This is a genomic window from Pseudoxanthomonas suwonensis 11-1 (assembly GCF_000185965.1).
GTDB lineage: Bacteria > Pseudomonadota > Gammaproteobacteria > Xanthomonadales > Xanthomonadaceae > Pseudoxanthomonas > Pseudoxanthomonas suwonensis_A.
The window spans coordinates 2,303,587-2,326,320 of sequence record NC_014924.1; the positions used below are offsets into that span (position 1 = coordinate 2,303,587).

Below are 22,734 nucleotides of genomic sequence, written 5' to 3' on the forward strand. Positions count from 1 at the left end.
TCTCCACCCTTCCGCCGTGACCCATGTCTTCCGTCCCCGCGCCTGCCGGTACCCGCCACCACGACCTGGCGATCTTCGACCTGGACGGAACCCTGGCCGACTCCTTCGGCTTCTTCCTGGCCAACCACAAGCGGCTCGCGGAGAAGCATAGGTTCGCCAGCATCGCCGGGCACGAAGTGGAGATGCTGCGCGGGCTGGGGCCGCGCGAGATCATGCGCCACACCGGACTGCCGGCCTGGCGGTTGCCGCTGGTGGCGCGCGACTTCCGCCGCCTGATGCAGGAGGAAGGCCAGGCCATCGCCTGCTTCCCCGGTGCACGCGAGGCCCTGCACCAGCTGCACGCGCGTGGCATGCAGCTGGCCCTGGTCACCAGCAATTCGGTGGAGAACAGCCGTCGCATCCTCGGCGACGACACCTGGCGCCTGTTGGCGCATGTCGAATGCGCTGCCTCGATCTTCGGCAAGGCACGGCGCCTGCGCCGGGTACTGGCCCGCACCGGCATCCCCGCCCCGCGCGCGATCTATGTCGGCGACCAGGGCTCGGATGCGGAGGCCGCCCGCCAGGCCGGAGTGGCCTTCGCCGCGGTGACCTGGGGCTATGCGACCGCCGCGGCGCTGGAAGCCTTCGAACCCGAGGTGTGGCTGCGGGACGTGGCCGAGCTCCAGGCACTGGCCGGGAACTGAGTTACCTGGCCAGCAGCGCCGGGCGCGACTCGTACCAGTTGCGCGCGCCGGCCAGGTGCAGCTTGCGCTGCTCGCCCGGCTGCAGCTCCACGCCCATGCCCAGCACGCCCCAGCGCGCATAGAGATCGCCATCCGGCTTGCCGCCCGCGATGCGCAGCCGCGCCTGCATGCCGATGCGGTCGTTGCTGGCCTCGACCTGGTCGAACACCAGCTCGTCGCCGCGGATCCGCACCAGGCCCGTGGCACGGGCCTGTCCGGAATCAACCAGGTTCCCGATCCAGCGCGGGAACGCCTTGCGTTCGGCGAACAGGCCCAGCAGCACGCTGGCATCGCGCATCTCCACCTGGCCGCGACCGCTGAGTTCGAATGGTTCGCGCCATTCCAGCCCGCCCTCCTGCAGCGACATCCGCGCCCACCAGCTGGCATCCGTTTCGCCCTCCTGTTCCAGCTGCACGCCATCCAGGTCCAGGTCCAGCGCCTCGATGGCGTACTGGCGACCGCCAGGCTCGAGCCTGCGCAGGCGACTGTCGAGCCGCAGGTTGCCGGCAAGCCGCGAAGGACCCAGCGCCGCACGTACGTTGCGACCCCGCAGGCTGATCCGCCCATCGACCATGCCGCCGCCGCGGTCCAGCCGCAGGTCGCCCGTGGCCAGGCCGCTGCCACCGAGCAGGTGCGCGCTCCGGCCCGGCAGGTAGCGGTTGTAGTTGCGCAGGTCCCGGATCTCGGCGTCGTTGAAGCGCAGCCGTCCTTCCAGCTGCTCGTGGAAATCCGCCAGCGGCGCATCGGAGCGCAGGTCCAGGCGCAGGTCGCGGCCGCGCACGTCCACCTGGCTGGGCCGCGCCTCCGGACCGAGGGTGAACTGGTGCATGCGGATGGCGATCCCGGTACGCGGCGCATCGGCTTCATCGGCCACGCGCACGCGCGCCTGGGCCTGGCCGGCGAAGCGGTTGTCCAGCACCCGCGCCTCCAGCGTTACCCGGTCCAGGTCGACGCGGCTGCCGGGCTGGGGCTGGCCGTCGGCCAGCAGCAGGTCGGCGTCCACGTCTCCGCGCCCATCCACCTCCAGCCAGGGCAGGTCCTCGAGCAGGGCATCGACCCAGCGCAGCGGCACCTGCGGCCACTGCGTGCGCAGCTGGCCGTTGAGCGCGCGCAGCGGTCGCAGCCAGTCGTCGGGACCGAGGCGGCGATCATCCACGCGCAGGTCCGCCTGCAGCCACGGCGAGCCCTCGCCGGTGGACGGCATGCGCACGGCGAGGTCGATCGCCTCGCGGCGCGTGCGCAGGGCGGCGCCGAGCGGATGCCGCAGTGCATTGCCGTCCGCGTCCACCGAGTACACCGGCGCCGACCAGTCCAGCCAGCTGCCGGGCATCAGCGCGCCGCGGCTCAGGCGCAGGTCCGCGCGCAGGTGGCCGGCATGTCCACTCGTCCCGAGGGGCAGCACGTCACCGCTGCGCATGGCCAGGTCGATGCCGGGCGCCGCGCCGTCCGCGCGCAGCCAGGCATCGAGGATTCCGAACTTCTCCCGGCCCTGCGCCCGCTCGCGGATATGCGCCGGGATCTCCAGCCCGAACTCCAGGCGGCCATCGCGCAACAGCTCCACCCCGGCCAGCGCCAGGGTCGCGTCCGGCATGTACAGGGTGGACTCGCCCACCTGCATCGGCCCGCCCTGCAGCTGCTTGGTGAACACGAAGCGGGCATCGCCATGGCCCCTGGCCTGCACCTCGTAGAAGTCCAGGCGCAGCAGGCTGGGCGTGGTGATGGCCGGGAAATCCAGGGTCCAGCCATGTCCCTCGCGCTTGGACGTGGGCTTGTCCTCGGCCGCCCGGGACACGTGCACCGATACGTCGTGCGCGCGGATGGTGCCGAAGGACACGGTGCGCCACAGCAGCGGCAGCAGCCTGATGCGGCCGTCGGCACGGGTCGCGGCCACCACCCAGCGGTTGGTGCGCGCATGACCGCCCATCACCACCCCGCTGGCGTGGATATGCCCGGGATAGGCGCTGAGCGCCCAGTCCCAGCGCGCGTGGTAGCGGTCGGGCTTGCGGTTGATGATCCGCTCGCCAATGGACGTGTTGAGGAACACGTTGGCGGCGAGGAGGTAAAGCAGGTAGAGGCCGAGCAGCGCCCAGCCCGCCCGGCGCAGGCCGGTGCGGTGGGCCTGCAGCCACGCACGGAAGGGGATTCGCATGCGTACAGCATGGCGGGCGGCGGGTGATGGCCGTCTCCACGGGCCGCCCTGCCCGGCCAGGGCTGGAGTCGCATCTGGATCGGACCGGTGACCGGGCCGGGGCCGGGCACGCTTCGCCCGCCGGGCTACGCTTGCGCCCTAGCCCGGCAGCTTCACCCTTATCCATGTCGGGGCATGGTCGCTGGGCTTCTCCAGCGCCCGCACCCAGCGGTCCACCCCGGCTTCCTCCAGGCCCGGCGCCAGCGCCGGGTTGAGCAGCAGGTGGTCGATGCGCAAGCCGCGATCGCGTTCGAAGTGCTGGCGGAAATAGTCCCAGAACGTGTAGACCCGCTCCTCGCCGTACACCTCGCGCAGGGCATCGGTCCAGCCCTGGGCCAGCAGCTTCGCGTAGGCCTCGCGCACCTCCGGCTGGATCAGCGCGTCACGCTTCCACGACTTCGGGTCGTAGACGTCCTCGTCGGTCGGGATCACGTTGAAGTCGCCCATCAGTACCGCCGGATGCGGCAGGTCGACCAGGGTCGCGACGTGCCGCGCCAGGCGCGCCATCCACTTGAGCTTGTAGTCGAACTTCGGCCCCGGCTGCGGATTGCCGTTGGGCAGGTACAGCGCGCCCACGACAACCCCGTGCACCGCCGCCTCGATGTAGCGGCTCTGGCTGTCACTGCGGTCGCCCGGCAGCCCGCGCCGGCTCTCGATGGGCGTGACCCCGCGTCCCAGCAGCGCCACCCCGTTCCAGCGGTGCTCGCCATGCCAGATCGCGCCATAGCCCGCCGCCTCGATCTCCGCCGCCGGGAACGCCTCGTCCCGCGCCTTCAGCTCCTGCAGCGCGACCACGTCCGGCTGCTCGCGCTCCAGCCACAGCAGCAGGTGCGGCAGCCGCGGGCCGATGCCGTTGACGTTGAAGGTGGCCAGCTTCAGTACGCGTGGCTTGCGGCGGGGCATGGTCGGCTCCGTGGGTCGCTTGCGTGGATGGTCCCTTCAACAAAGCTAGGGCGCGCACGGTTGGCTACCAGTGAAGCCTGGGGCGAACCGGGTCACATCCTGGACCGCCAACTTTTGCGCAGGTGCTGCCGGTGCAGTCTGGAACCAGACCCACGCCGGAACTTTCGATGAAAAACCACCCGATCCGCCAGGCCGTCCAGGCCGGCATCCGCGAAGGCCTGCGCGACTTCTTCGCACCGTCACTCGCCGTGCTCCTGTGGCTGCCCCGACTGGTGTGGCACCTGCTGCGGAAGCGCTGAGCATCCACCTCGCACCGGGGAAAGCCGCCCACCTGGCAAGGTGGGCGGCAGGTCCAGGCAGGTCGACCAGGCGGTTGCCCGGGAACGACCGCCTGCGTACCACGGCGCATCGCATCCCGTATGCGGGCGACGTGGGGCTGCGCGTCCTCCAGCGAGGCAAACCACAGGTTCGGGTAGCCGACCTGTCGGCGACGCAGGTCGGTTCTGCAGCGCGGGCTCACGCGTTGCCAGCGCCTTGCAGTACTCCTCCCAGCCCGCGGACCGGCCTCGAGCGCGCAGGCCAGGATGCGCCTACGCTGCACCACTTTCCGCTGCGAGTGCAGCCGGGCCGGGGAGTGTGCCGGAGGACATTGGAGGCCAGCAGGTGGCGCAGCACCGGAAGTGCACTGGCGAGTTACCCGGCCCCCTCGACCAGTTGCCGCAGCCGCACCGCGTTGGCCACGGCGAAGCCATGGGCGGTGTTGTCGAAGATCACCCAGCGCTGGCCCGGCCCCTTCGCTGTCCGCAGGTCGTCGGCCAGCGCGCGCAGCGCAGCCTCGTCGTAATCGCTGTAGTAGATCCGCGGTGAGCCATGCCAGCGCCAGTAGCACCACTGTCCGGATGCCAGCGGCAGGTCGCCGCCGGGTACCCGCGGCGGATCGGCGCCGACGCGGCTGACTCCGTGGCGCGCGAACAGGTCTTCGGCCCGCGGAGTGAACCAGCTGGCATGGCGCGGCTCGCAGGCCAGCGGCGCATCGCTGCGGCGGCGGAACATGGCGAAGAACGCGGCGGCGCTGCGTCCGTCCAGTGCCAGCCCCGGCGGCAGCTGCAGCAGGAAGCCGCCAAGGCGGCCGCCAAGCCCGTCCACCTGGGCCAGGAACCGGTCCAGGGCCGGGCCGGCGCCGCGCAGGCCCAGCTCATGCGAGATTTCCTGCGGCAGCTTCACCGAGAAGCGGAAGCCGCGTGGCACCGTGGCCGCCCAGCGCTGCCAGGTGCCGCGCTGGTGCGGGCGGTAGAAGGAGGAATTGATCTCTGCCACGTCGAAGCGCATGGCATAGCGCGCCAGCGCACTGTAGCCCTCGCCGAACAATCCCGCGTAGCGGCCAGGGATGGACCAGCCGGCACATCCGATCCTGATCCTGCCCACCGACGTCCGGCCCATGGCTGTCCCCGCGTTGCGAACGCGGGCAGTCTCCGGTCCAGGCCGTGAGCGGGCGGCGAAACCCCGCCTGGGGTCAGTCGACCAGCAGGCCGGCCTGGCGCAGCGCAGCCTCCACCTTGGCCTGGTTGCCTGGCTCCAGCCCGGTCAGCGGCAGGCGGATATGGCCACCGATGTGGCCAAGCCGCGACAGCGCCCACTTCACCGGGATCGGGTTGGCCTCGCAGAACAGGTGGCGGTGCAGCGGCAACAGCCGCAGCTGGATGCGCATGGCCGCTTCCACGTCCTTCGCCAGCGCGGCCATGCACAGCTCGTGCATCAGCCGCGGCGCGACGTTGGCGGTCACGCTTACGTTGCCATGGCCACCGCAAAGCATCAGCGCCACCGCGGTGGCATCGTCGCCTGAGAACACCGCGAACCCGGCCGGCGCCTCGCGCACCAGCCACTGCGCGCGCTCGATGTTGCCGGTGGCTTCCTTGATGCCGACGATGCCGGGCACTTCCGCGAGGCGGAGCACGGTCTCGTGTTGCAGGTCGGCGCCGGTGCGGCCGGGCACGTTGTACAGCACGATCGGCAAGTCGCCGGTGGCTTCGGCGATGGCGCGGAAGTGCTGGTACTGCCCTTCCTGCCCGGGCTTGTTGTAGTACGGCACCACCTGCAGCTGGCTGTCGGCGCCGACCTTGCGCGCGAACTGCGCCAGGGCGATCGCCTCGGCGGTAGAGTTGCCGCCACAGCCGGCCATCACCGGCACCCGGCCGGCAGCCTGCTCGACCGCGACGCGGATGATCTCGCAGTGCTCCTCGACGCTGACCGTCGGCGACTCGCCGGTGGTGCCAACCACGCCGATGCAGTCCGTGCCCTCGGCCACATGCCAGTCGACGAGTTTGCGCAGCGCGTCGTAATCAACGCTGCCGTCGTCGTGCATGGGCGTGACGAGCGCGACGATGCTGCCGCGCAGGAAGACATCCGGACCGGTCATGGCGTGGGGCGTGCGGGTGTGGGAGCGTCGATTCTATCGGCCCGCGGGCGCCGTGCACGGGTAGTCACCACTGCAACGACCAGCCCGACCAGCTGGTTTCTCCATCCAGGCTCAAAAGACGCTGGGTCCCGGCTTCCGCGGGGACCCAGCGTTTCGATCCTGGGCGGCGACTGGAGCCGCTCAGCTGTTGGTTCAGCGCACCGGGTTACCCGTGTGTGGCGTAAGGATCAGGTCATCCAGGTCGTAGCCCTGCGCACGTGCGGTATCCAGCAAGTCCTGCTGCACCTGCGCCGGCAGCGAGGGCTCGCGCGACAGCAGCCACAGGTACTTGTGGTCGGGCGAGCCGACCAGGGCGGTGCGGTATTCCGGGTCCAGGCGCAGGATCCAGTAGTCGCCCTTGGTGAACGGGATCCACTTCAGCCCGTCCGGGAGGAAGGTGACTTCCAGCTTGGCATTGTTGCTGCCCTCGACCACGAAGGCCTCGCCCACGGACTCCTGCGGCTCACCATGCTTGTCACGCGCACGGTTCTGTACGCGCACCGTGCCTTCCGGGTTGAGCGAGTAGGTCGCGGTGATGTCGGTGTAGTCCTCGGGCTCGTGGCGCATGGGCAGGCGCGCGATCTCGTACCAGGTGCCGAGGTAACGCTGCAGGTCGACGGAGGCCACGGTCACGGGCTTGGAAGCTTCGTTCATGGGGATGCTCGCTATGGAAAGCCTGCATTGCAGACGGTGCAGCGTGAATCCACCGTCGTCCACGCGCGCTGTCGTTCAGCCTTCTCCGCTCTCGCGGATGCCATGCGGCGCGTCGCTACGAACGTCATCGGCGAAGGAGCGGCCGTAGGCATCCCGGTCGCCGGGCTCCTCGTCCAGGGCGACGTCGAGCAGGTCCGCCTGGTCGTACACGCCGATGTTGTCGATCGCGGCAACCGAACGCGGATCCTTGAGCGCCGGCCCCTGCTGCTCAAGCGGAACGCCGTCCTCGCCCAGGCCGGCTTCGTCCTGGCGGGCGGTGGGATTGGTGGAATTGGACCTGGCCATGGTCGGCTCCTGGGGCGCGGAGGTTCGACCGTAGCGCCGGCCATGGAAGCGGTACGTCAACGCGGGCACCCGTTCCATTGACACCATGCTTGCAGCCGCCTGCATGGAGGCTGCAAGCAATCCGATGCCAGGGCGCTGGCCGGTGGCTCGTCGCCGGACCAGCCCGCGGCTAGTGCTCCGTCGGCAGCGTGCCTTCCAGGCTGGGCTTGGGCGACTCCACCCTGCGCAGGAAGTCCTGCAGCATCAGTTCGCGGCACTCGGCCAGCGGCACGCCGTCGCGATGCGCGAACATGCGCGAGGCGTGCTCGAACAGGTCCGCCAGCAGCTCCCCGAAATCCTCCGCCCCGCCGCCCAGATCGCTGCGGATCGCAACATGCAGCTGTTCATGCGCGGCCCAAAGCCGCAGCAGTTCGAACGCTTCCGGATCGGACAACGCCTCCGGCGGGATTTCCAGCTGCTCGTCGTTCATGGTGCTCCCCTTCTTCCGTCAAACAATGCAAAGGTCCATCCGGTCCCGGCCCGGGTTGCAGCAGGCCTGGGCGGCATCCAGGCCCATGTCGCGGCAAGCGCACTCGTGCGCATGCAAACCGCGTTCCCCAGCCCACCAGATACATCAACGCTCATCGTGCCTCCTGCACGGTGTGGATACATGTTGGAATCCGGCCCGTGGCATCGCCTCCAGGCGGCGCCGGGATGCGGGAACGGCGCTGCACGGCGCCACCCCATGCCTCCACCCAGCTTGCCGGACCCCTCCCCCTTGTCCTGCGGGGAATCCTATCGGGGGGAACAGGCTGGCGACAGACGCCAGCCGGCATTCTCCGGTGGCATCGCTGCGTCCACACTTCACTGAACTGCGATCAGCCCCGTGCTATCCCGGCCTCCCACGATCCAAGGAGCCCGCCATGCGCCGGACCGCGACCACCCTGCCCTTGCTGGCCCTCGCCCTTGCCGCCTGCACCGGCGGCGACCGCGTCGATCCCGCCGTCTCTACCCCGGGAGCGGAGGAGTCGGCGCGCACCAATGCCCTGGAGGCCGGAGCGGCCCTGCTCCAGGGCAACGGGCCGCTCGGGAAGATGGACATGTACGTGGTGGGCTTCCATCCGATGAAGGACCATCCGCTGCACCAGATGGAGGCGCACCACTTCTGCCGCCAGGTCAACGAGGACTTCGCCCAGTGCACGCTGTTCGACGGCAACAGCCCGGAGGCGAACCTCACCGGCATCGAGTACATCATCTCCGAGTCGCTGTACGAATCCCTGGCCGACGACGAAAAGCAGTACTGGCATCCGCACAACGGCGAGATCCTGTCCGGCCAGCTGGTGGCACCCAACCTGCCCGAGGTGGCGGAGAAGGAGCTGATGCGCTCCAAGATGAACACCTACGGCAAGACCTGGCACACCTGGCATACGCGCGACGGCGTGAACCCGGGCCACAAGATGCCGGTTGGTCCCGCCATGCTGGCCTGGTCGTTCAGCCGTGACGGCGAGGTGCAGCCGGAGCTGGTGGCCGAGCGCGACAAGCGCATGGACATCTCCACCGAGGAACGCCGTCGCGATCGCGAGGACCTGCTTGAACTTGCGCGTCCGCAGGATGGCGTGGACACGCTGCGCCGCCAGTTCCCGCAGGCGACGCCGATTCCCGGCGTGGTCGACAAGTCCGCCGCCACGCCCACGCCGGTAGCAATGTTCTACTGAGCGTTACGGTGCCCATAAGCTAAGGCGGACGGGAAGCGCGCGATCACCGGTCGCGCGCTTCCTGCATTCAGCGCTGGGCGCGCGGCTGCTCCTTGTCCGCCTCCGGATCCTCACCCACGCGGGTTTCCTGGGCATCGGTGGCGTAACGCACCGGATTTTCCGGAGCATGGGCCTCCGCGGTCGGCGCGGGATTGTCCGGCGCCGGATCGGCGGGGTGTTCCTGGCGGCAGGCAGCGAGCGGGATTGCGGCAAGCACGGCGAAAGCCATGGTGGCGATCTGGATCTTCATGGGCTGTTTCCTTCTTCTGGTCGAAGGACATGGTCGGCGCCTGGCAGTGAATGGGCTGCATAAGAGGGGTGGAGGCGGGTGATCCGTCCCGGCGCCCCACGTGCCGCCGCGCATGCTTCCCCGCTGTCCATGCGATCACAGTCACGGGCCCGCCGATCGCCCGCGCGGACTCCCGGTCAAGTTTTCCGGACTGGTTGTCCATCCACCGCAACAGCCTGCCGGCAAAGTAACCCTCACCGGCCACCACCGCGCCGGCCCGACACCAGGAGTCCCACATGTCCCTCGAAAAGATCCTCTACACCGGCACCGCCACCTCGACCGGTGGCCGCGAAGGCCGTTCGTCCACCTCCGACGGCAAGCTCGATCTCGCCCTCTCCACGCCGCGCGGCCTCGGAGGCCCGGGTGGCGAAGGCACCAACCCCGAGCAGCTGTTTGCGGCCGGCTATTCGGCCTGCTTCCTCAGCGCGCTGAAGTTCGTGGCCGGCAGGCAGAAGGTCGCCCTGCCCGACTCGACCTCGGTCACCGCCGATATCGATATCGGCCCGCTGGGCGGCGGCTTCGGCCTGCAGGCTACCCTGACCATCTCCGCCCCGGGCGTGGATCGCGACACCCTGCAGGCCCTGGTCGAGCAGGCCCACCAGGTCTGCCCGTACTCCAACGCCACCCGCGGCAACATCGAGGTCGACCTGCGCATCGCCGAGTGATGCCCCAGCAGGCCACCCACCGCCGCGACCGATACGGATTGCGGTCCCGGCCTCAAGGGGACCGCGATCCGACGGGTGGCCGGTGCGAGGGATCTGGAATCGCTAGGCCCCGCCCCGCCGCGCCAGCAGCGCGAGCGTCTTCGGGTCGGACTCACCGTTGAAGAATGCGTCCAGCGCCGCGGTGAACAGCGGCTCCGCTGGATCGGCCAGCGCGAACAGGCTCAGGCATGACCTGAACTTCATTGCATCCAGTTCGCCAAGCACGGCACTGGCCCCGAGCAGGCGATGCGCGAGCATGACCTCCACGCACTCCCGCAGACGCGCGCCCAGGACCGGATCGGCCAGGTAGGCGCGGGCTTCGCCCAGGCCATCCAGCCCATACGTTTCCGACATCGTGCTCTGGCCCAGGCCACGCAGCTGCGGGAATACGAACCAGATCCAGTGCGACTCCTTCCGACCGGAGTGCAGCTCGCCCAGGGCAGTGCCATAGGCATGCTGCTGGGCGCTGCGGAACCGGGAGAGCTCGAATGGGCCTGCGTTCACTGGACCTCCCGCACTGCCGCCTCAGGCACCCGGATGCCCCAGCCGCTCCGCCTTGTCCTTCGCCGTCCTGCGGATCGCCGGGCCAGCGAGGTAACGGCCGACCATCATCCAGCCGGCCAGGCACCCGATCAGCACCCAGAGGGCCGAATCACGGGCCGCGCCCGGCATGAAGTACAGGAACCCTGACAGGCCCAGGCCAGCAACAAACACGATCCAGGCAAGCGGGCTGCGCCGTAGCACACGCTGGGTTTCCCCGGACACGATGTCCCGGGCGAGCGTCTCGCTGAGCCGGTACTCACGCGCCACGTCTTCGGCATTGATCAAGCCGTTTTCCCTCGACATTGCACTCCTCCATGGAGCAGCGGCACATGGCGGAAGCCTACCCGCCCCGGACGGATCATTCACTCCCCTGTTCGACCCAGGGATCGCCCGGCTCTTCACGGTACCAGTGCCTCCATCCATGGCGGTAGGCGTTCTCGATGTAAGGCCCGCGAAGCACCCTGGGCTGCTCCTGCGCGGACGAATCGGTCCCGAGCAGATAGACGGCCGACGCAAAGGAGCGCACTTCCCCGCCAGACTCACGGGACAGCATGGGGTCGACCAGCCCCACCGCCTCCTCCACGGACCCGGCCCGCACCAGGAAACAGGTGTCCGGACCATTCGCCCCCACAGTGAGGGGATCGTCCGAGTCGTTTCCCCAGCGGATGACTTCATAAAGCTTCATGCGGCATTCGCTTCCGACGACCTGGCCAAACCCGGCCACGCGCGAGTGGCACGGACGTCAGTCATACCAGAACCCCTCGGTTTCCAGCCAGGAACAGAAAGCATTCGTGGAGCTTGCAGCCTCCGCCGAGTCGCGTCCGAACTGCCGCTGGTCCTCGATGGCCTGCCGCAGAAGGATGTGGCCGTGGATGACTTTGGCCTGGTTGAGTGCTCCATGCTGGAACCCGCCAGTCACTTCGCCGCGGCCGACCATGTCCCGCAGCCGCTCTGCAGCGATGACTGCGGCCGGCTGGCCGAGGTCGGACTCCCGGATGCGCATGTCCGGCTCGATCCCGTTCCTGTATCCCACGCACAGCTCCTGCGTTACCGGTGCGACGGCCAGCGCAACTGCAAGCGATACGGCGATGACCATGGGAGTACCGGGGCAGGCCCGCGGGGCGTTCCCCACACGCTAAAGGATTTGCCTCCCCGGCGCCTATCATCGGGATTCCAGGAAGGGGAATACGCACCATGGACAACCTGCCCGTTCCACCGGAGCGCCTGCTCGGCAGCGATCCGCAAACCGGACTGGGCAGCGCCCAGCTCGAAGAGCGCCGGCGGCAGTTCGGGGAGAACAACGTCACCGAGGCGCGGCCACATCCCTTGCTGGCGGTGGTGACCGCCTCGGCCGGGGACCCGATGCTGTGGTTCCTGCTGTCGATGAGCGTGCTGTTCTTCTTCCTCGGCGATACCACCGAGGCCGTCGTGCTGCTCCTGGCCATCGTCCCGTTGCTGGGCATGGATGCCTGGCTGCACCGCCGCACCCAGGCATCGACCGAAGGCCTGGCCTCGCGTCTGGCCTCGACTGCCCGCGTGCTGCGCGATGGCCGCTGGCAGGAAATTGCTGCCCGCGAGCTGTTGCCCGGCGACGTGGTCGAGGTGGTGCCCGGCGACTGGGTGCCGGCTGATGGCCTGGTGCTGGCCGAGGACCAGCTGCAGGTGGACGAGTCCTCGCTGACCGGCGAGTCCTTCCCGGTGCGCAAGCAGCCCATCGCCCCCGGCAACACGCCGCCTGCCGGAGCCGACGGCGGGCAGTGGGTGCATGCCGGCACCCGCGTGCTCGGCGGCAAGGCCCGGCTGTGGATCGTGCACACCGGTGCGAACACCCGCTACGGCGAAATCGTCCGCCTCACCCGCACCAGCGGCCAGGCCCGCACCCCACTGCAGCAGGCCGTCACCCGCCTGGTGCGCTGGATCCTCGTCGCCGCACTACTGCTGTGCCTGCTGCTGGCGGTGGTGCGACTGGTGCAGGGACACGGCCTGGTCGATGCCCTGGTCAGCGCGCTGACCCTGGCCGTGGCCGCCCTGCCGGAGGAGTTCCCGGTCGTGCTCACCCTGTTCCTCGGCGTCGGCGTGTATCGGCTGGCCCAGCGCCAGGCGCTGGTGCGGCGCGCGGTGGCGGTGGAGAACATCGGTCGCGTCAGCGCGATCTGCTCCGACAAGACCGGCACCCTGACCGAAGGCGAGCTGCGTCTGCTGCAGTGCGTCCCAGGCGACGACCTGGAAGCAGGCGATGTTGCCGGCGTGGCGGCCCTGGCCTGTGGCGCCGCGGCGCACGACCCGATGGATCGCGCGATCCTGGCCGCGGCCGGCCCCGGCGCCGGCGCGGTGCGGCTGGCAAGTTTCCCCTTTACCGAGGACCGCCGGCGCGAAACCGCCCTGGTCGAGCGTGACGGCCAGCGCCTGGCCGTGGTGAAGGGCGCGCCGGAAACGGTGCGCAGGCTGTGCGGGCTCGGGGCCGCCCAGTACCAGCCCTGGCAGCAACAGCTCGATGCCCTCGCCGCCCAGGGCCTGAAGGTGATCGCCTGCGCCAGCCGGCCGCTGGCACCGGGCCACGAGCTGACGGTCGAGCCAGACGACGGCTACACCATGGCCGGCCTGCTGGCCTTCGGCGACCCGCTGCGCGAAGGCGTGCGCGAGGCGGTGCAGACCTGCCTGCAGGCCGGCATCCGCGTGGTCATGGTCACCGGCGACCATCCGCTGACCGCAGGCGCGATCGCCGGCCAGATCGGCCTGGGCCACGGCAGCCCGCGCGTGCTGAGCCTGGACGGTCGCCAGGACCAGGAACTGGATGCCGACGAGCTGGCCGCCGCGGACGTCATCGCCCGCGCCGCGCCAGGCCAGAAGCTACTGCTGGTGCAGGCCCTGCAGGCGCGCGGGCACACCGTGGCCGTGACCGGCGACGGCGTCAATGACGTACCGGCCCTGCAGACCGCCGATATCGGCATCGCCATGGGCCAGCGCGGCACCCGCAGCGCGCGCGAGGCCGCGGCCATCGTGCTGCTGGACGACAACTTCCGCACCCTGGTCAATGCCATCGCCGAGGGCCGCCAGCTGTTCACCAACCTGCAGCGCGGATTCGCCTACCTGCTGCTGTTCCACGCGCCGCTGGTGCTTTCTGCGGCGCTGGTGCCGCTGGCCGGGCTGCCCCTGCTCTACCTGCCGATCCACATCGTCTGGCTGGAACTGTTGATCCACCCGACCGCGATGCTCGGCTTCCAGCAACACAGCCAGGCCGGATTGCGACGCCTGCCCGCGGCAAAGGGACCGGTGCGCTTCTTCCCCCCGCGCGCGTGGTGGGCGCTGCTGCTGGGCGCAGGTGTCGCCACGGCGGCGGTGATCGGCGCCTACGCGGCCGGCCTGCACTGGCCGGGCGACGCAGCCGACCCGGCAGCCACGGCCCGCACCCTGGCCCTGGTCACGCTGATGCTTTGCAGCGCGGTGTTCCTCGCCATGCTCAGCCGGCTGGCAGGACGGATGCCTCGCGTGATCGGTGCCGCCACCCTGGCCAGCGTGGCCCTCGTCCAGGTGCCGGCCCTGTCATCGGTGCTGCTGGTCCAGCCACTTGGGACCAGTGCGTTGCTGCTGGCAGTCGTGCTGGCGACGGTGACCGGCGCGGCTGTGCTGCCGCTGCGCCGGGCCTTGTCGGCAGGTTGAGGCGGGACGCCAGATGCCTCAGGCCGCCATGCCCTGCCCGGCCATCCACCCCGGCAGCTCCTGCGGCGGCATCGGCCTGGCGAACCAGTAACCCTGCACCACCGGATAACCCTGGGCCTTCAGGATTTCCCTCTGCGCCTCGGTCTCCACGCCTTCGGCGACCACGGTCAGGCCCAGGCTGGTGCCAATCCCCAGGATCGCCGCGCTGAGCGCACGCGCAGTCGTGGCATTCTCCAGGTCGGCCACGAAGCTGCGGTCCAGCTTGAGCTCGGTGATCGGCAGGCGCCGCAGATAGCTGAGGCTGGAATAGCCGGTGCCAAAGTCGTCCATGGACAGGCCCACGCCCTGGGCGTGCAGCCGTTCGATGGTCTGCATGACCGCACCATGGCTGTCGAGCAGGATGCTCTCGGTGAGCTCCAGCAGCAGGTCCGATCCCTGCAGGCCGTGCGTCTCCAGTGTCTGCGCCACGATGGCGGGCAACTCGAGATTGTGGAAGTTGGAGGCCGACAGGTTCACGGCCATGTTGGGTACCACCAGTCCCTCGCGGCGCCACTGCGCCAGCTGCCGGCACGACTCGTCCAGGGCCCAGCGGCCCAGGGCGCCCATCAGTCCGCATTCCTCCGCAAGCGGGATGAAGCGTGACGGCGGGATGGAGCCCAGCTCCGGGTGCTCCCAGCGCGCCAGCGCCTCGACCCCGTACAGCCGGCCCGTGGCCAGCGCCACCTGCGGCTGGTAGTGCAGCTGCAGGCCACCGCCCTGCAGGGCTTCGCGCAGCGCGGTCTCCAACGCCAGGCGCTCGCCGGCAGCGCGACTCAGCTCCACGCTGAAGAAGCCTACGCGTCCCGGGCCACCGGCCTTGGCCTGGTGCACGCCCATCTCGGCACGGTGCAACAGGGTGCCCATGGCCGCGCCGTCCTCCGGATACATGGCCACGCCCATGCTGACGCTCAGGTCCACCTTGGTACTGGACAGCTGCAACGGCCGCATCAGGCGGGTCTGCCAGCGCTCGATCAGCGAGTTGATCTCTTCACCGGACCGCAGCGGCACGGCAACGATGAACTCGTCGCCCGGCAGCCGTCCGGCCACGCCGTCCTGGCGCAACAGCCCCCTGATGCGTGCTGCCACTTCCCGAAGCAGTGCATCGCCGGCGGCATGGCCCAGCGAGTCGTTGACGTGCTTGAACCGGTCCAGGTCCAGGTACAGGACGGCCACGCGCTGGCCGATTTCCTGCGCGCTTTCCAGTAGCTGCGCCGCCTGGGTTTCCAGCAGGCTGCGGTTGGGCAGGCCAGTGAGCGCGTCGTAGAACGCCAGTTGCTGGATGCGCTGTCGTGCCTCCTCGCGCTCCATGGCCAGCGCACACAGGTCCGTACAAGCCTCCACCAGCTGCTGGTGGAAGCTGGAGGCGACGAACGGACCGTCCTCGCGGTAATAGAAGGCGAAGGTGCCCAGTACCCTTCCATCCTTGGTCAGGATGGGCGTGGACCAGCAGACGTTGAGGCCCAGCGGCGCGACCAGGTGGCTGAAACCCGCCCACAGCGGATCGTTGGCGATGTCCGTGACCAGCACCGGGCTCTTGCGCCACGCGGCAGTGCCGCAGGAACCCACGTTCGGCCCGATGGCCACGCCATCAAGCAGGGAGGAATAGCTGAACGGAAGGCTGGGACTGGCCAACGGGTGCAACAGGCCGTGCTCGTCCACCTGCAGGATCGAGGCGCACACCTCCGGCGCCAGCCGCTCCACTTCCTCGCATACCAGTTCCAGCACCTGCATCAGCGGCATGTCGCTGGACATGGCCTGCAGCGCGCGGTGGTGCAGGACTTCGTGGATCTTGGTCTTGGTGATGTCCAGCAGCACCGACACCGTGTAGGCCCAGTTGCCCTCGGCGTCCATCACCGGATTGCAGAGGATCTTGCTCCAGTAGCGCCGGCCACCCTTGCCGGTCACCACCTCTTCCATCCCGGCGGGGCGGCCCTGGCGCAGGTCGCCACGCACGCGCTCGAACAGTTCCAGCGGCGCCTGCTGGGCCAGCAGCTCCAGCACCTTGCGCCCCTGCATCTCGCCCAGGGTCCAGCCGAACATGCGGAAGAAGCCACCATTGCTGTAGACCACCCGCGAGTTCGCGTCGGTGATCACGATCGCCGCATCAGTGGTGTCTGCCACCAGCGACAGGCGCCAGAGATGATCCTGCCTGGCAAGCTCCGTCCGTTTGCTCTGGGTGACGTCGGTGGCCACCACCATGATGTGGGTGACCACGCCATCCCGGTCGTGCACGGGGGCATACAACGCCTCCAGCCAGCACACGCCGCCGTCGCTGCACACACGCTCGACCACGCCGGAAAACTCGTGGCCCGCGCAAAGCGACTCCCACATGTTCCTGTAGGCCTGGCCCTGCACGAGTCCTGGCGGGCACAGCTGGTCGTGATGCAGGGCCGTCATCTGCGCGGGAGCCAGGCGCAACAACGACTGGAATTTCGCGTTCGCAGAAACCAGCTGCCCATCAAGCGCGAACTCCGCAAGCGCCATGGCCTTGTCGAACGCACTCCACCGGTTCTCCAGCTGCGAGGCAGCTTCAGAGCGGCTGACGGAGGATGAAGGCATGCAAAGACTCCGAACGCGGCGAACGACCGACCCAACAGCAGGAACCTGGTGCATCCCGGCAGGCAGCAGACACCGGTTCCCGAATATAAAGCCCTGATCGGCCCGCCTCCATGAAGACTGGAGGGGACGGCAACAGCCTGCGCCACCTTCTCCAGACACCACCTGCAACGCGAAGATCCGGGAGACTCCGGGGACATCCATCCGGGCCACGACAAGCGAGGCCACGTTTCATCCCCGTGGGTCTCCCTGACCCTCCAACTCGCCCCGCCCGGTGCCGCCTCCCGCGCGGTGCGAGGCCCGGGGATGCTCCAGTCATCGGGAAAGGCCCAGGACGGCCCAGGCCGCATCGCGTCCCTTGGTGAAAAACGCGGCGCGGCCGATGGTTGCGTATCGGCCGGATACGCGGATTCCGTAGAGGGATCCGACCGCCAAAGCCACCGGCCATGCATCAAGCGTGGCGGCCGTCACGCTCCGGAAGAACGTCACCCCGATGGCAGCTACCCCGCGAGCGCCAGCAGCACGAAAGAACCCTCGCCACGCTTCGGCGCCGACGGTCTCGCTCCCGTGTTTCATCGATCCATCCCCTGACAGGCACGCCTGATGACACCACTCCCCGCAAGGAGAACGGCCCGGCAATCCTCCAGCCCCCCATGGCTCACGCATGCGCAGATTGCAGAACACGCAGCCCGCGCCGCAAGTGGCGTCCGCAGGCACCGGCCCGGATCCGGCCCTCCAGCGCGCTCGCCGAAGCGAATCATATGACGGGATCGATCAACCAGTCCGCGGTCATGCCCTCCGGTCAGGAAACGCTAGCCGTGCCGGCAATCATTGCGTTCCCGAAGCCTCCCCATGCTCGGGCACCAGAGTCCAGCGGGCGATCAGGCGGGTAACCGACTACCGACGCTGGAACCCCCCGTGTTTCAACTGCAGTGCAGAACTCCGCGAGCAGTAACCCGGTCCCGTCCAGGCCGGGGAGGACCACCACCCTCATGCGACCACTCCCGTCTTGCGACCGGGTCTGGCCGACTGCGCAGGGCGTATCCGCATGGAGCCTCTATCGGACAGGATCTTCGCCACTGTAGGACCACAGCGGCCGGAACGCGCTGCGATGCAGCCAGGCCAGCACGGCCAGCACTCCCAGATGGAGACTCCCCCACACCACGCTTCCGGTCAGGAACACGTGGAACAGGAATATGCCGGTCACCAGCGGCGCGAGGACGGCGATGCCCAGGGGCGCGGTGCGCTGCACCAGCAGGAGAGCCCCGCCCACGAGGCAGGCGGCGGCAATGAATGGATCCACCACTCCACTGGCCGAGAAAGCGCTGGTGATGGCCTTGGCCAGGGGCGGCTCCGGCGGCGTGACCCATGGCTTGCCAATCAGCTTGTGCACGAACCATGACACGCCGACGTACAGATAGAAGAGACCGAACAACCAGCGAATAACCAGGCCGAACTTCCGCATGCAGACCTCCCCGAGCCCCGGAACTGGATTGGAATCGCACAAGCAGCTCGTCCGTCCCCGGAACCACGGCATGTGGCATGGCATTGCTGGCCGGACCGCCAAACACTAGCGCCATGCCGCAGACCGGGCCAGTGGACTGCTACGGGCTGCTATTCCCCACCCCTCTCCCGCCGATGCAATCCGAGGAACCGCACCTGGGTGGTGGTTCCCGCGTCGGCTGCACGTGCGCCGAAGCCATCGGCGGCCGACCAGCGGAACCTGACCTGGTCGCCGACACGTGGAACGCCCGCTCGCCGCGGGACCCGCATGGAAACATCCATGAGGCTCCCGACATGCTCGGTGCAGTCCGTGTACGCGCCGTGTTCGTCCTCCCTGGCACGCCGGCCGGCCACCACCTGGATGTCCATTTCGTAGGCGCGCCTGCTGGCGCCGGCCTCGAGCGCGGCGATATTGCCTTCCAGCTCGCAGAACTCGGACCAAGAGGCCCAGGCCACCGCGGGGAGGATGGAGATCGCCCCGACGAGGAGCGCCAGCCCACGCCTCACTGGCCCGCGATGTTGGCGAGGGCCGTGGTCGCGAAGCGATGGTGGCGGGGACGAAGCTTCAGCTGCCATCTCCCCAGGCCCTGATGACCTGGCGATCCAGTTTGAACCTGGGTGACAGGATGCGTTCGGCGACATGACTGGCTCCCGTGGCGGCTTCCAACTCCGGACTGGCTTTGACCAGGACGACATGGCAGTCGTCCGTAACGGCCGGAATGTACTCCCCGTGCTGCAGATGGACGAACTGCACCCGGGAGCCATCCCAGGTCCCGACAACCACGCGCTCAACCTCGGCGTCGTACCTGTACCAATGATGGAACGGTATGCATCCCTCTCCACACCCGGGATGCAGGCCGGTGGACTCGACCCGCTTCACTGAAACCTTCAGGACCAGCGCCCCGGAGGGAATGGCATATGCGGGTTGGCCGGCGCCGTCGCCGATACCGGTGGAGCATGCACTGGCGAGACCAAGCAATAGAGACGCGCCATTCAGGGTCAGTAACCGCATGCAGCCTCCATCCCGGTCGACCTTGCGGAGCAACGTCGACGCCTCACAGCCTGGTCCCGGCGACACGCCAGTGCACCACGCGACCACCATCCCCGCGGATGCCCACATATGTGTACCCGTAGGGCTCCGCACCCGGGCATTCGTAGAACGAATACGCACGACGCAATTCGTCCAGGCTGGGCCACCACTCCTGCCGGTAGCGGGAGTGCACGACGACAGAGGCCTCGATCGTCCTGCACTCCGCGGGCGGTGCCCAGGAAAGGTCTCGTGGAGTGTCGAAAGCCAGCGCGCTCTCGTTTGTGTCCAGGTTGTGGATCTCGCGGATGTCGCTGGCATCAGCCGCTAGCCACCCGGGAATCCAGCCGCGCGACACACCGCCGCCAGAAGCCGCGGCAGCCATGTCCGGGTACGAGGTTTCAACCGCCTCCAGCGGGTCACACCCCGCCAACCTGGCCAGGAGGATGAAGGCAATTGGCGACCATGTCCTCGTGCGTGCACGACCCCAGGATCTTCCAGACAGGCCTCCGATTGGACGGAATATCCCACCCGTGGCTGCTCCCGCTCCCCGCCAGCCCGGCGAGGCCCTTGCCGCGCGCCGGCAAGCAAGAAGGATAAAGATGGAAATGGAAAACAGTCCCGAGGCGGGCGCGTAACCGCGCCACGATGCTTGAGCTAGGCATAGCGGCCCAAGTCGCCCGGAGAGCAAGGAGCCCGGGATGTTGCCAAGCGCCTTGAACCCGGAAGTACCGGTTGTAGATCGCGAACGACACCAGGACCAGGCCAACCACCGCGATGCCTGCAACGTGGAAATGCTCCTCGGTAAGGTTCCGCAGCACCCTCTTCCGCCCCAGCAGCACCAGGCCACCACCAAGGACCACCAGCCCCAGCAGAGCCAGGACGATGTCCCGGACGGTTGCCTGGGCCCATGCCTCGGACAGGTTAGCCAGCATCGGTTGCCACCACCCTGACGTTGTCACCCATCTCCATGTTCCTCAGCGTGCCTCACCCAGCGAATCCAGATACGCGCGACTCGATGCGGTAACCGGGGCAAGCAACTGCAGCAATGCCGCGGCAGACGCACGAACAGGCTCCCAGGAAGGGTGGCGCATCGCCACGAGATTGGGAGCGAGGCCTGCCCCGCCAGGCATCTGGTCAACGGGCACTGCATCAAGCTGATCGACCAGGTGCTGGATGGCTGCTTCCTGGCTGGCCGAAAGGCGGCCAGAACCGAGGAGATAGCGGCCCGCCATGCCATCATCCCTCAGCTCCCACGCGGTGTTGTAGCTACCCATCGCTTCGCACGCCTCCCGCGGCGGACGGGCCAGCGCCTCGAGCGTGAAGACGAAGATCTGGTACCAAAGGTGCCATCCCTCCGCCTCCGACACCTGATTCGGATTCTCCATGCGTCCCCCGCCAGCTGTGTCGAGCCGCTCCAAGCGCCAGTTTCAAGGCTGGCACCCGTCCCCACTCCACGCCCCCGGGCCGCGTCCACAGGACGCGGGCATTCGCTGCACGCGCGCCACTCACTCCGGAGGTATAGGGCTGCCCCTAGTCCGCGAGGTTGATCCAGGTCGCCTTGACCTCGGTGTACTTGTCGAAGGCATGGAGCGACTTGTCGCGGCCGTTACCGGACTGCTTGTAGCCGCCGAAGGGGGCGGTCATGTCGCCACCGTCCCAGTAGTTCACCCAGACGCTGCCGGCGCGCAGGCCGCGGGCGACGCGGTGGGCGCGGGAGAGGTTGGCGGTCCAGACGCCGGCGGCCAGGCCGTACTCGGTGTCGTTGGCGATCTTGAGGGCCTGGGCCTCGTCGTCGAACGGGATCACCGACAATACCGGGCCGAAGATCTCTTCGCGGGAGATGGTGTGCTCCGGGCGCACGTCGTCGAACACGGTCGGCTCGACGTAGCAGCCGCCGTCCACCGGCGCGATGCGGTTGCCGCCCAGGGCCAGTTTCGCGCCCTCGGCCTGGCCCTTGGCGATGTAGTCGAGCACGCGCCTGGTCTGGGTCTCGTCGACCAGGGCGCCCATCGGCGCGCCGGGTTCCAGCGGGTGGCGCGGCTGCATCTTCCTGCCGGCCTCGACCACGCGGGCGACGAACTCGTCCTTGATGCTGCGCTCCACCAGCAGGCGCGAGGCGGCGGTGCAGACCTCTCCCTGGTTGTAGAAGATGCCCATGGCCGCGGCTTCGGCGGCCTTGGCCAGGTCAGGGGCGTCGGCGAACACGATGTTCGGGCTCTTGCCGCCGCACTCCATGTAGGCGCGTTTCATGTTCGACAGGCCCGCGCACTGCAGCAGGCGCTTGCCCACCGCGGTCGAGCCGGTGAACACCAGGCCATCGACATCCATGTGCAGCGCAAGTGCCTCGCCGGCCTCCTGGCCAAAGCCGGGCAGCACGTTGAACACGCCCTCCGGGATGCCGGCCTCGGCCACCAGCTCGGCCAGGCGCAGCACGCTCAGCGGCGACTTCTCCGAAGGCTTGATCACCACCGAGTTGCCGGTGGCCAGCGCCGGCGCCAGCTTCCAGGCCGCCATCAGCAGCGGGAAGTTCCACGGCACGATCGCGGCGACCACGCCCAGCGGCTCGCGCGTGACCAGGCCCAGTTCGTCCTCGCCGGTGGGCGCGACCTCGCCATAGACCTTGTCCAGCGCCTCGGCGGTCCAGCCAAAGCAGCGGATGGTGGCGGCGATGTCGACGTTGCGGGCGTCGTCGATCGGCTTGCCCATGTCCAGGGTTTCCAGCAGCGCCAGCTCGTCGGCGTGCTGTTCGATCAGCTGCACCAGCTTCTGCAGGGTCTTCTTGCGCTTGACCGGCTTTGCCCGCGACCAGTGCCCGGCCTCGAAGCTGCGCCGCGCCGCGCGTACCGCGCGTTCGACGTCGGCCTGGCCGGCGCGTGCGACCTGGCCCAGCACCCGGCCGTCGATCGGGCTGGTGCAGTCGAAGGTGCGGCCGTCGGCGGCATCCACGTACTGGCCATCGATGAAGGCGCGGGTGCGCAGTTCCAGCCCGTCGGCCATGGCCTGCCAGTCGGCGCGGGTACGTGGGTTGGACATGGATCGCCTCCGGATTCGCTGAAGGGAAGGACCGGCGCGCCGGTCAGAGTTCTTCGAGATGTGCCGGCCTGGGCGGCGGCCGGAACCACCACAGCCCGACCAGCCACCCAGGCAGGCCGACCCAGGCCAGGAGGCGCTTCCAGGTATCCAGCGCCGCCAGTTCTGCAATGGAGAAGACACCCACAGCGCAGCCCACCACGGCGCCCACGGCGATCGCCGCCAGGGCCAGCGGCAACGCACGCCGGTTGCGGTGGTGGAGTCCTGCAGCGCTCCACCTGCGCTGCAGCCGCGACTGCCGCTGCTCGGCCTGGCGCCGGCGCTCCGGCTCCAGCAGCGCCTCCGCGATCTTCTCCGCCTGTTCGCGATCCATGCTGCGC

Annotated in this window: 25 protein-coding genes; 5 read left to right on the top strand and 20 right to left on the bottom strand. The window is 68.9% G+C overall.

Annotated elements, in window-relative coordinates; genetic code table 11:
- The first annotated feature begins 23 nt into the window (after nucleotides 1-23).
- Nucleotides 24-683 (top strand): HAD hydrolase-like protein, encoded by a 660-nt coding sequence (locus PSESU_RS10505; protein ID WP_013535752.1) that lies wholly within the window; start codon nucleotides 24-26, stop codon nucleotides 681-683.
- A gap of 1 nt (nucleotide 684) precedes the next feature.
- Here the strand turns inward: PSESU_RS10505 and PSESU_RS10510 are convergent, their stop codons facing one another.
- Nucleotides 685-2,871: a hypothetical protein gene (locus tag PSESU_RS10510; protein WP_013535753.1), complete on the bottom strand. Its 2,187-nt coding sequence runs from the start codon at nucleotides 2,869-2,871 to the stop codon at nucleotides 685-687.
- Between the two features lie 138 nt (nucleotides 2,872-3,009).
- Nucleotides 3,010-3,813, bottom strand: a complete 804-nt coding sequence (gene xth / locus PSESU_RS10515; RefSeq protein ID WP_013535754.1) for an exodeoxyribonuclease III — start codon at nucleotides 3,811-3,813, stop codon at nucleotides 3,010-3,012.
- 167 nt (nucleotides 3,814-3,980) lie between these two features.
- Here xth and PSESU_RS16555 point away from each other — a divergent pair, with 167 nt between their 5' ends.
- Nucleotides 3,981-4,112: a hypothetical protein gene (locus tag PSESU_RS16555; RefSeq protein WP_013535755.1), complete on the top strand. Its 132-nt coding sequence runs from the start codon at nucleotides 3,981-3,983 to the stop codon at nucleotides 4,110-4,112.
- Between the two features lie 394 nt (nucleotides 4,113-4,506).
- Here PSESU_RS16555 and PSESU_RS10520 read toward each other — a convergent pair whose 3' ends face one another.
- The 5 genes from PSESU_RS10520 to PSESU_RS10540 all read right to left on the bottom strand — a co-directional run bounded on the left by PSESU_RS10520 (nucleotide 4,507) and on the right by PSESU_RS10540 (nucleotide 7,736).
- Nucleotides 4,507-5,253: a DUF72 domain-containing protein gene (locus PSESU_RS10520; protein WP_013535756.1), complete on the bottom strand. Its 747-nt coding sequence runs from the start codon at nucleotides 5,251-5,253 to the stop codon at nucleotides 4,507-4,509.
- Between the two features lie 73 nt (nucleotides 5,254-5,326).
- Entirely contained in the window at nucleotides 5,327-6,229 is a 903-nt protein-coding gene (dapA, locus tag PSESU_RS10525; protein ID WP_013535757.1) for a 4-hydroxy-tetrahydrodipicolinate synthase, read from the bottom strand.
- A 192-nt stretch (nucleotides 6,230-6,421) separates the two neighbouring features.
- Nucleotides 6,422-6,922: a lipocalin family protein gene (locus tag PSESU_RS10530; protein ID WP_013535758.1), complete on the bottom strand. Its 501-nt coding sequence runs from the start codon at nucleotides 6,920-6,922 to the stop codon at nucleotides 6,422-6,424.
- A 75-nt stretch (nucleotides 6,923-6,997) separates the two neighbouring features.
- On the bottom strand, nucleotides 6,998-7,267 hold the full coding sequence (locus PSESU_RS10535) for a hypothetical protein (RefSeq protein WP_013535759.1): 270 nt from the start codon (nucleotides 7,265-7,267) through the stop codon (nucleotides 6,998-7,000).
- Between the two features lie 169 nt (nucleotides 7,268-7,436).
- Entirely contained in the window at nucleotides 7,437-7,736 is a 300-nt protein-coding gene (locus PSESU_RS10540) for a DUF5076 domain-containing protein (protein ID WP_013535760.1), read from the bottom strand.
- Nucleotides 7,737-8,199: 463 nt separating this feature from the next.
- Here PSESU_RS10540 and PSESU_RS10545 point away from each other — a divergent pair, with 463 nt between their 5' ends.
- Nucleotides 8,200-8,961 (top strand): OBAP family protein, encoded by a 762-nt coding sequence (locus PSESU_RS10545; RefSeq protein ID WP_041764851.1) that lies wholly within the window; start codon nucleotides 8,200-8,202, stop codon nucleotides 8,959-8,961.
- Nucleotides 8,962-9,028: 67 nt separating this feature from the next.
- Here PSESU_RS10545 and PSESU_RS10550 read toward each other — a convergent pair whose 3' ends face one another.
- A complete protein-coding gene (locus tag PSESU_RS10550) occupies nucleotides 9,029-9,250 on the bottom strand; it encodes a hypothetical protein (protein ID WP_013535762.1) in 222 nt (73 codons plus the stop codon).
- 275 nt (nucleotides 9,251-9,525) lie between these two features.
- On the opposite strand from PSESU_RS10550, the gene PSESU_RS10555 reads away from it, so the two are divergent.
- Nucleotides 9,526-9,954 carry an organic hydroperoxide resistance protein gene (locus tag PSESU_RS10555; RefSeq protein ID WP_013535763.1) on the top strand — a complete coding sequence of 143 codons (429 nt, stop codon included), beginning with the start codon at nucleotides 9,526-9,528 and terminating at the stop codon, nucleotides 9,952-9,954.
- Between the two features lie 102 nt (nucleotides 9,955-10,056).
- Here the strand turns inward: PSESU_RS10555 and PSESU_RS10560 are convergent, their stop codons facing one another.
- The 4 genes from PSESU_RS10560 to PSESU_RS10575 are packed head-to-tail and all read right to left on the bottom strand — an operon-like array spanning nucleotide 10,057 to nucleotide 11,632.
- The gene (locus PSESU_RS10560; RefSeq protein ID WP_013535764.1) at nucleotides 10,057-10,497 is read right to left on the bottom strand and encodes a DUF1810 domain-containing protein; all 441 of its coding nucleotides are present in this window, start codon (nucleotides 10,495-10,497) and stop codon (nucleotides 10,057-10,059) included.
- Between the two features lie 21 nt (nucleotides 10,498-10,518).
- Nucleotides 10,519-10,839 carry a hypothetical protein gene (locus PSESU_RS10565; protein WP_013535765.1) on the bottom strand — a complete coding sequence of 107 codons (321 nt, stop codon included), beginning with the start codon at nucleotides 10,837-10,839 and terminating at the stop codon, nucleotides 10,519-10,521.
- 55 nt (nucleotides 10,840-10,894) lie between these two features.
- Entirely contained in the window at nucleotides 10,895-11,221 is a 327-nt protein-coding gene (locus PSESU_RS10570) for a hypothetical protein (protein ID WP_013535766.1), read from the bottom strand.
- Nucleotides 11,222-11,278: 57 nt separating this feature from the next.
- A complete protein-coding gene (locus tag PSESU_RS10575) occupies nucleotides 11,279-11,632 on the bottom strand; it encodes a hypothetical protein (protein ID WP_013535767.1) in 354 nt (117 codons plus the stop codon).
- Nucleotides 11,633-11,730: 98 nt separating this feature from the next.
- Here PSESU_RS10575 and PSESU_RS10580 point away from each other — a divergent pair, with 98 nt between their 5' ends.
- Entirely contained in the window at nucleotides 11,731-14,196 is a 2,466-nt protein-coding gene (locus PSESU_RS10580) for a cation-translocating P-type ATPase (protein WP_013535768.1), read from the top strand.
- Between the two features lie 18 nt (nucleotides 14,197-14,214).
- Here the strand turns inward: PSESU_RS10580 and PSESU_RS10585 are convergent, their stop codons facing one another.
- The 8 genes from PSESU_RS10585 to PSESU_RS15735 all read right to left on the bottom strand — a co-directional run bounded on the left by PSESU_RS10585 (nucleotide 14,215) and on the right by PSESU_RS15735 (nucleotide 22,727).
- Complete coding sequence (locus PSESU_RS10585; protein ID WP_013535769.1) at nucleotides 14,215-16,794, bottom strand: bifunctional diguanylate cyclase/phosphodiesterase; 2,580 nt, start codon at nucleotides 16,792-16,794, stop codon at nucleotides 14,215-14,217.
- 1,054 nt (nucleotides 16,795-17,848) lie between these two features.
- The gene (locus PSESU_RS15720) at nucleotides 17,849-18,256 is read right to left on the bottom strand and encodes a hypothetical protein (protein ID WP_013535770.1); all 408 of its coding nucleotides are present in this window, start codon (nucleotides 18,254-18,256) and stop codon (nucleotides 17,849-17,851) included.
- A 149-nt stretch (nucleotides 18,257-18,405) separates the two neighbouring features.
- The gene (locus PSESU_RS10595; protein WP_041764110.1) at nucleotides 18,406-18,801 is read right to left on the bottom strand and encodes a hypothetical protein; all 396 of its coding nucleotides are present in this window, start codon (nucleotides 18,799-18,801) and stop codon (nucleotides 18,406-18,408) included.
- A gap of 58 nt (nucleotides 18,802-18,859) precedes the next feature.
- Nucleotides 18,860-19,306, bottom strand: a complete 447-nt coding sequence (locus PSESU_RS10600) for a hypothetical protein (protein ID WP_013535771.1) — start codon at nucleotides 19,304-19,306, stop codon at nucleotides 18,860-18,862.
- A gap of 434 nt (nucleotides 19,307-19,740) precedes the next feature.
- Entirely contained in the window at nucleotides 19,741-20,256 is a 516-nt protein-coding gene (locus tag PSESU_RS15730) for a hypothetical protein (protein WP_049782334.1), read from the bottom strand.
- A gap of 42 nt (nucleotides 20,257-20,298) precedes the next feature.
- The gene (locus tag PSESU_RS10610; RefSeq protein WP_155942761.1) at nucleotides 20,299-20,709 is read right to left on the bottom strand and encodes a hypothetical protein; all 411 of its coding nucleotides are present in this window, start codon (nucleotides 20,707-20,709) and stop codon (nucleotides 20,299-20,301) included.
- Between the two features lie 145 nt (nucleotides 20,710-20,854).
- Nucleotides 20,855-22,357 (bottom strand): aldehyde dehydrogenase, encoded by a 1,503-nt coding sequence (locus PSESU_RS10615; protein ID WP_013535773.1) that lies wholly within the window; start codon nucleotides 22,355-22,357, stop codon nucleotides 20,855-20,857.
- A 43-nt stretch (nucleotides 22,358-22,400) separates the two neighbouring features.
- Nucleotides 22,401-22,727 carry a hypothetical protein gene (locus PSESU_RS15735; RefSeq protein ID WP_013535774.1) on the bottom strand — a complete coding sequence of 109 codons (327 nt, stop codon included), beginning with the start codon at nucleotides 22,725-22,727 and terminating at the stop codon, nucleotides 22,401-22,403.
- Nucleotides 22,728-22,734 lie beyond the last annotated feature (7 nt).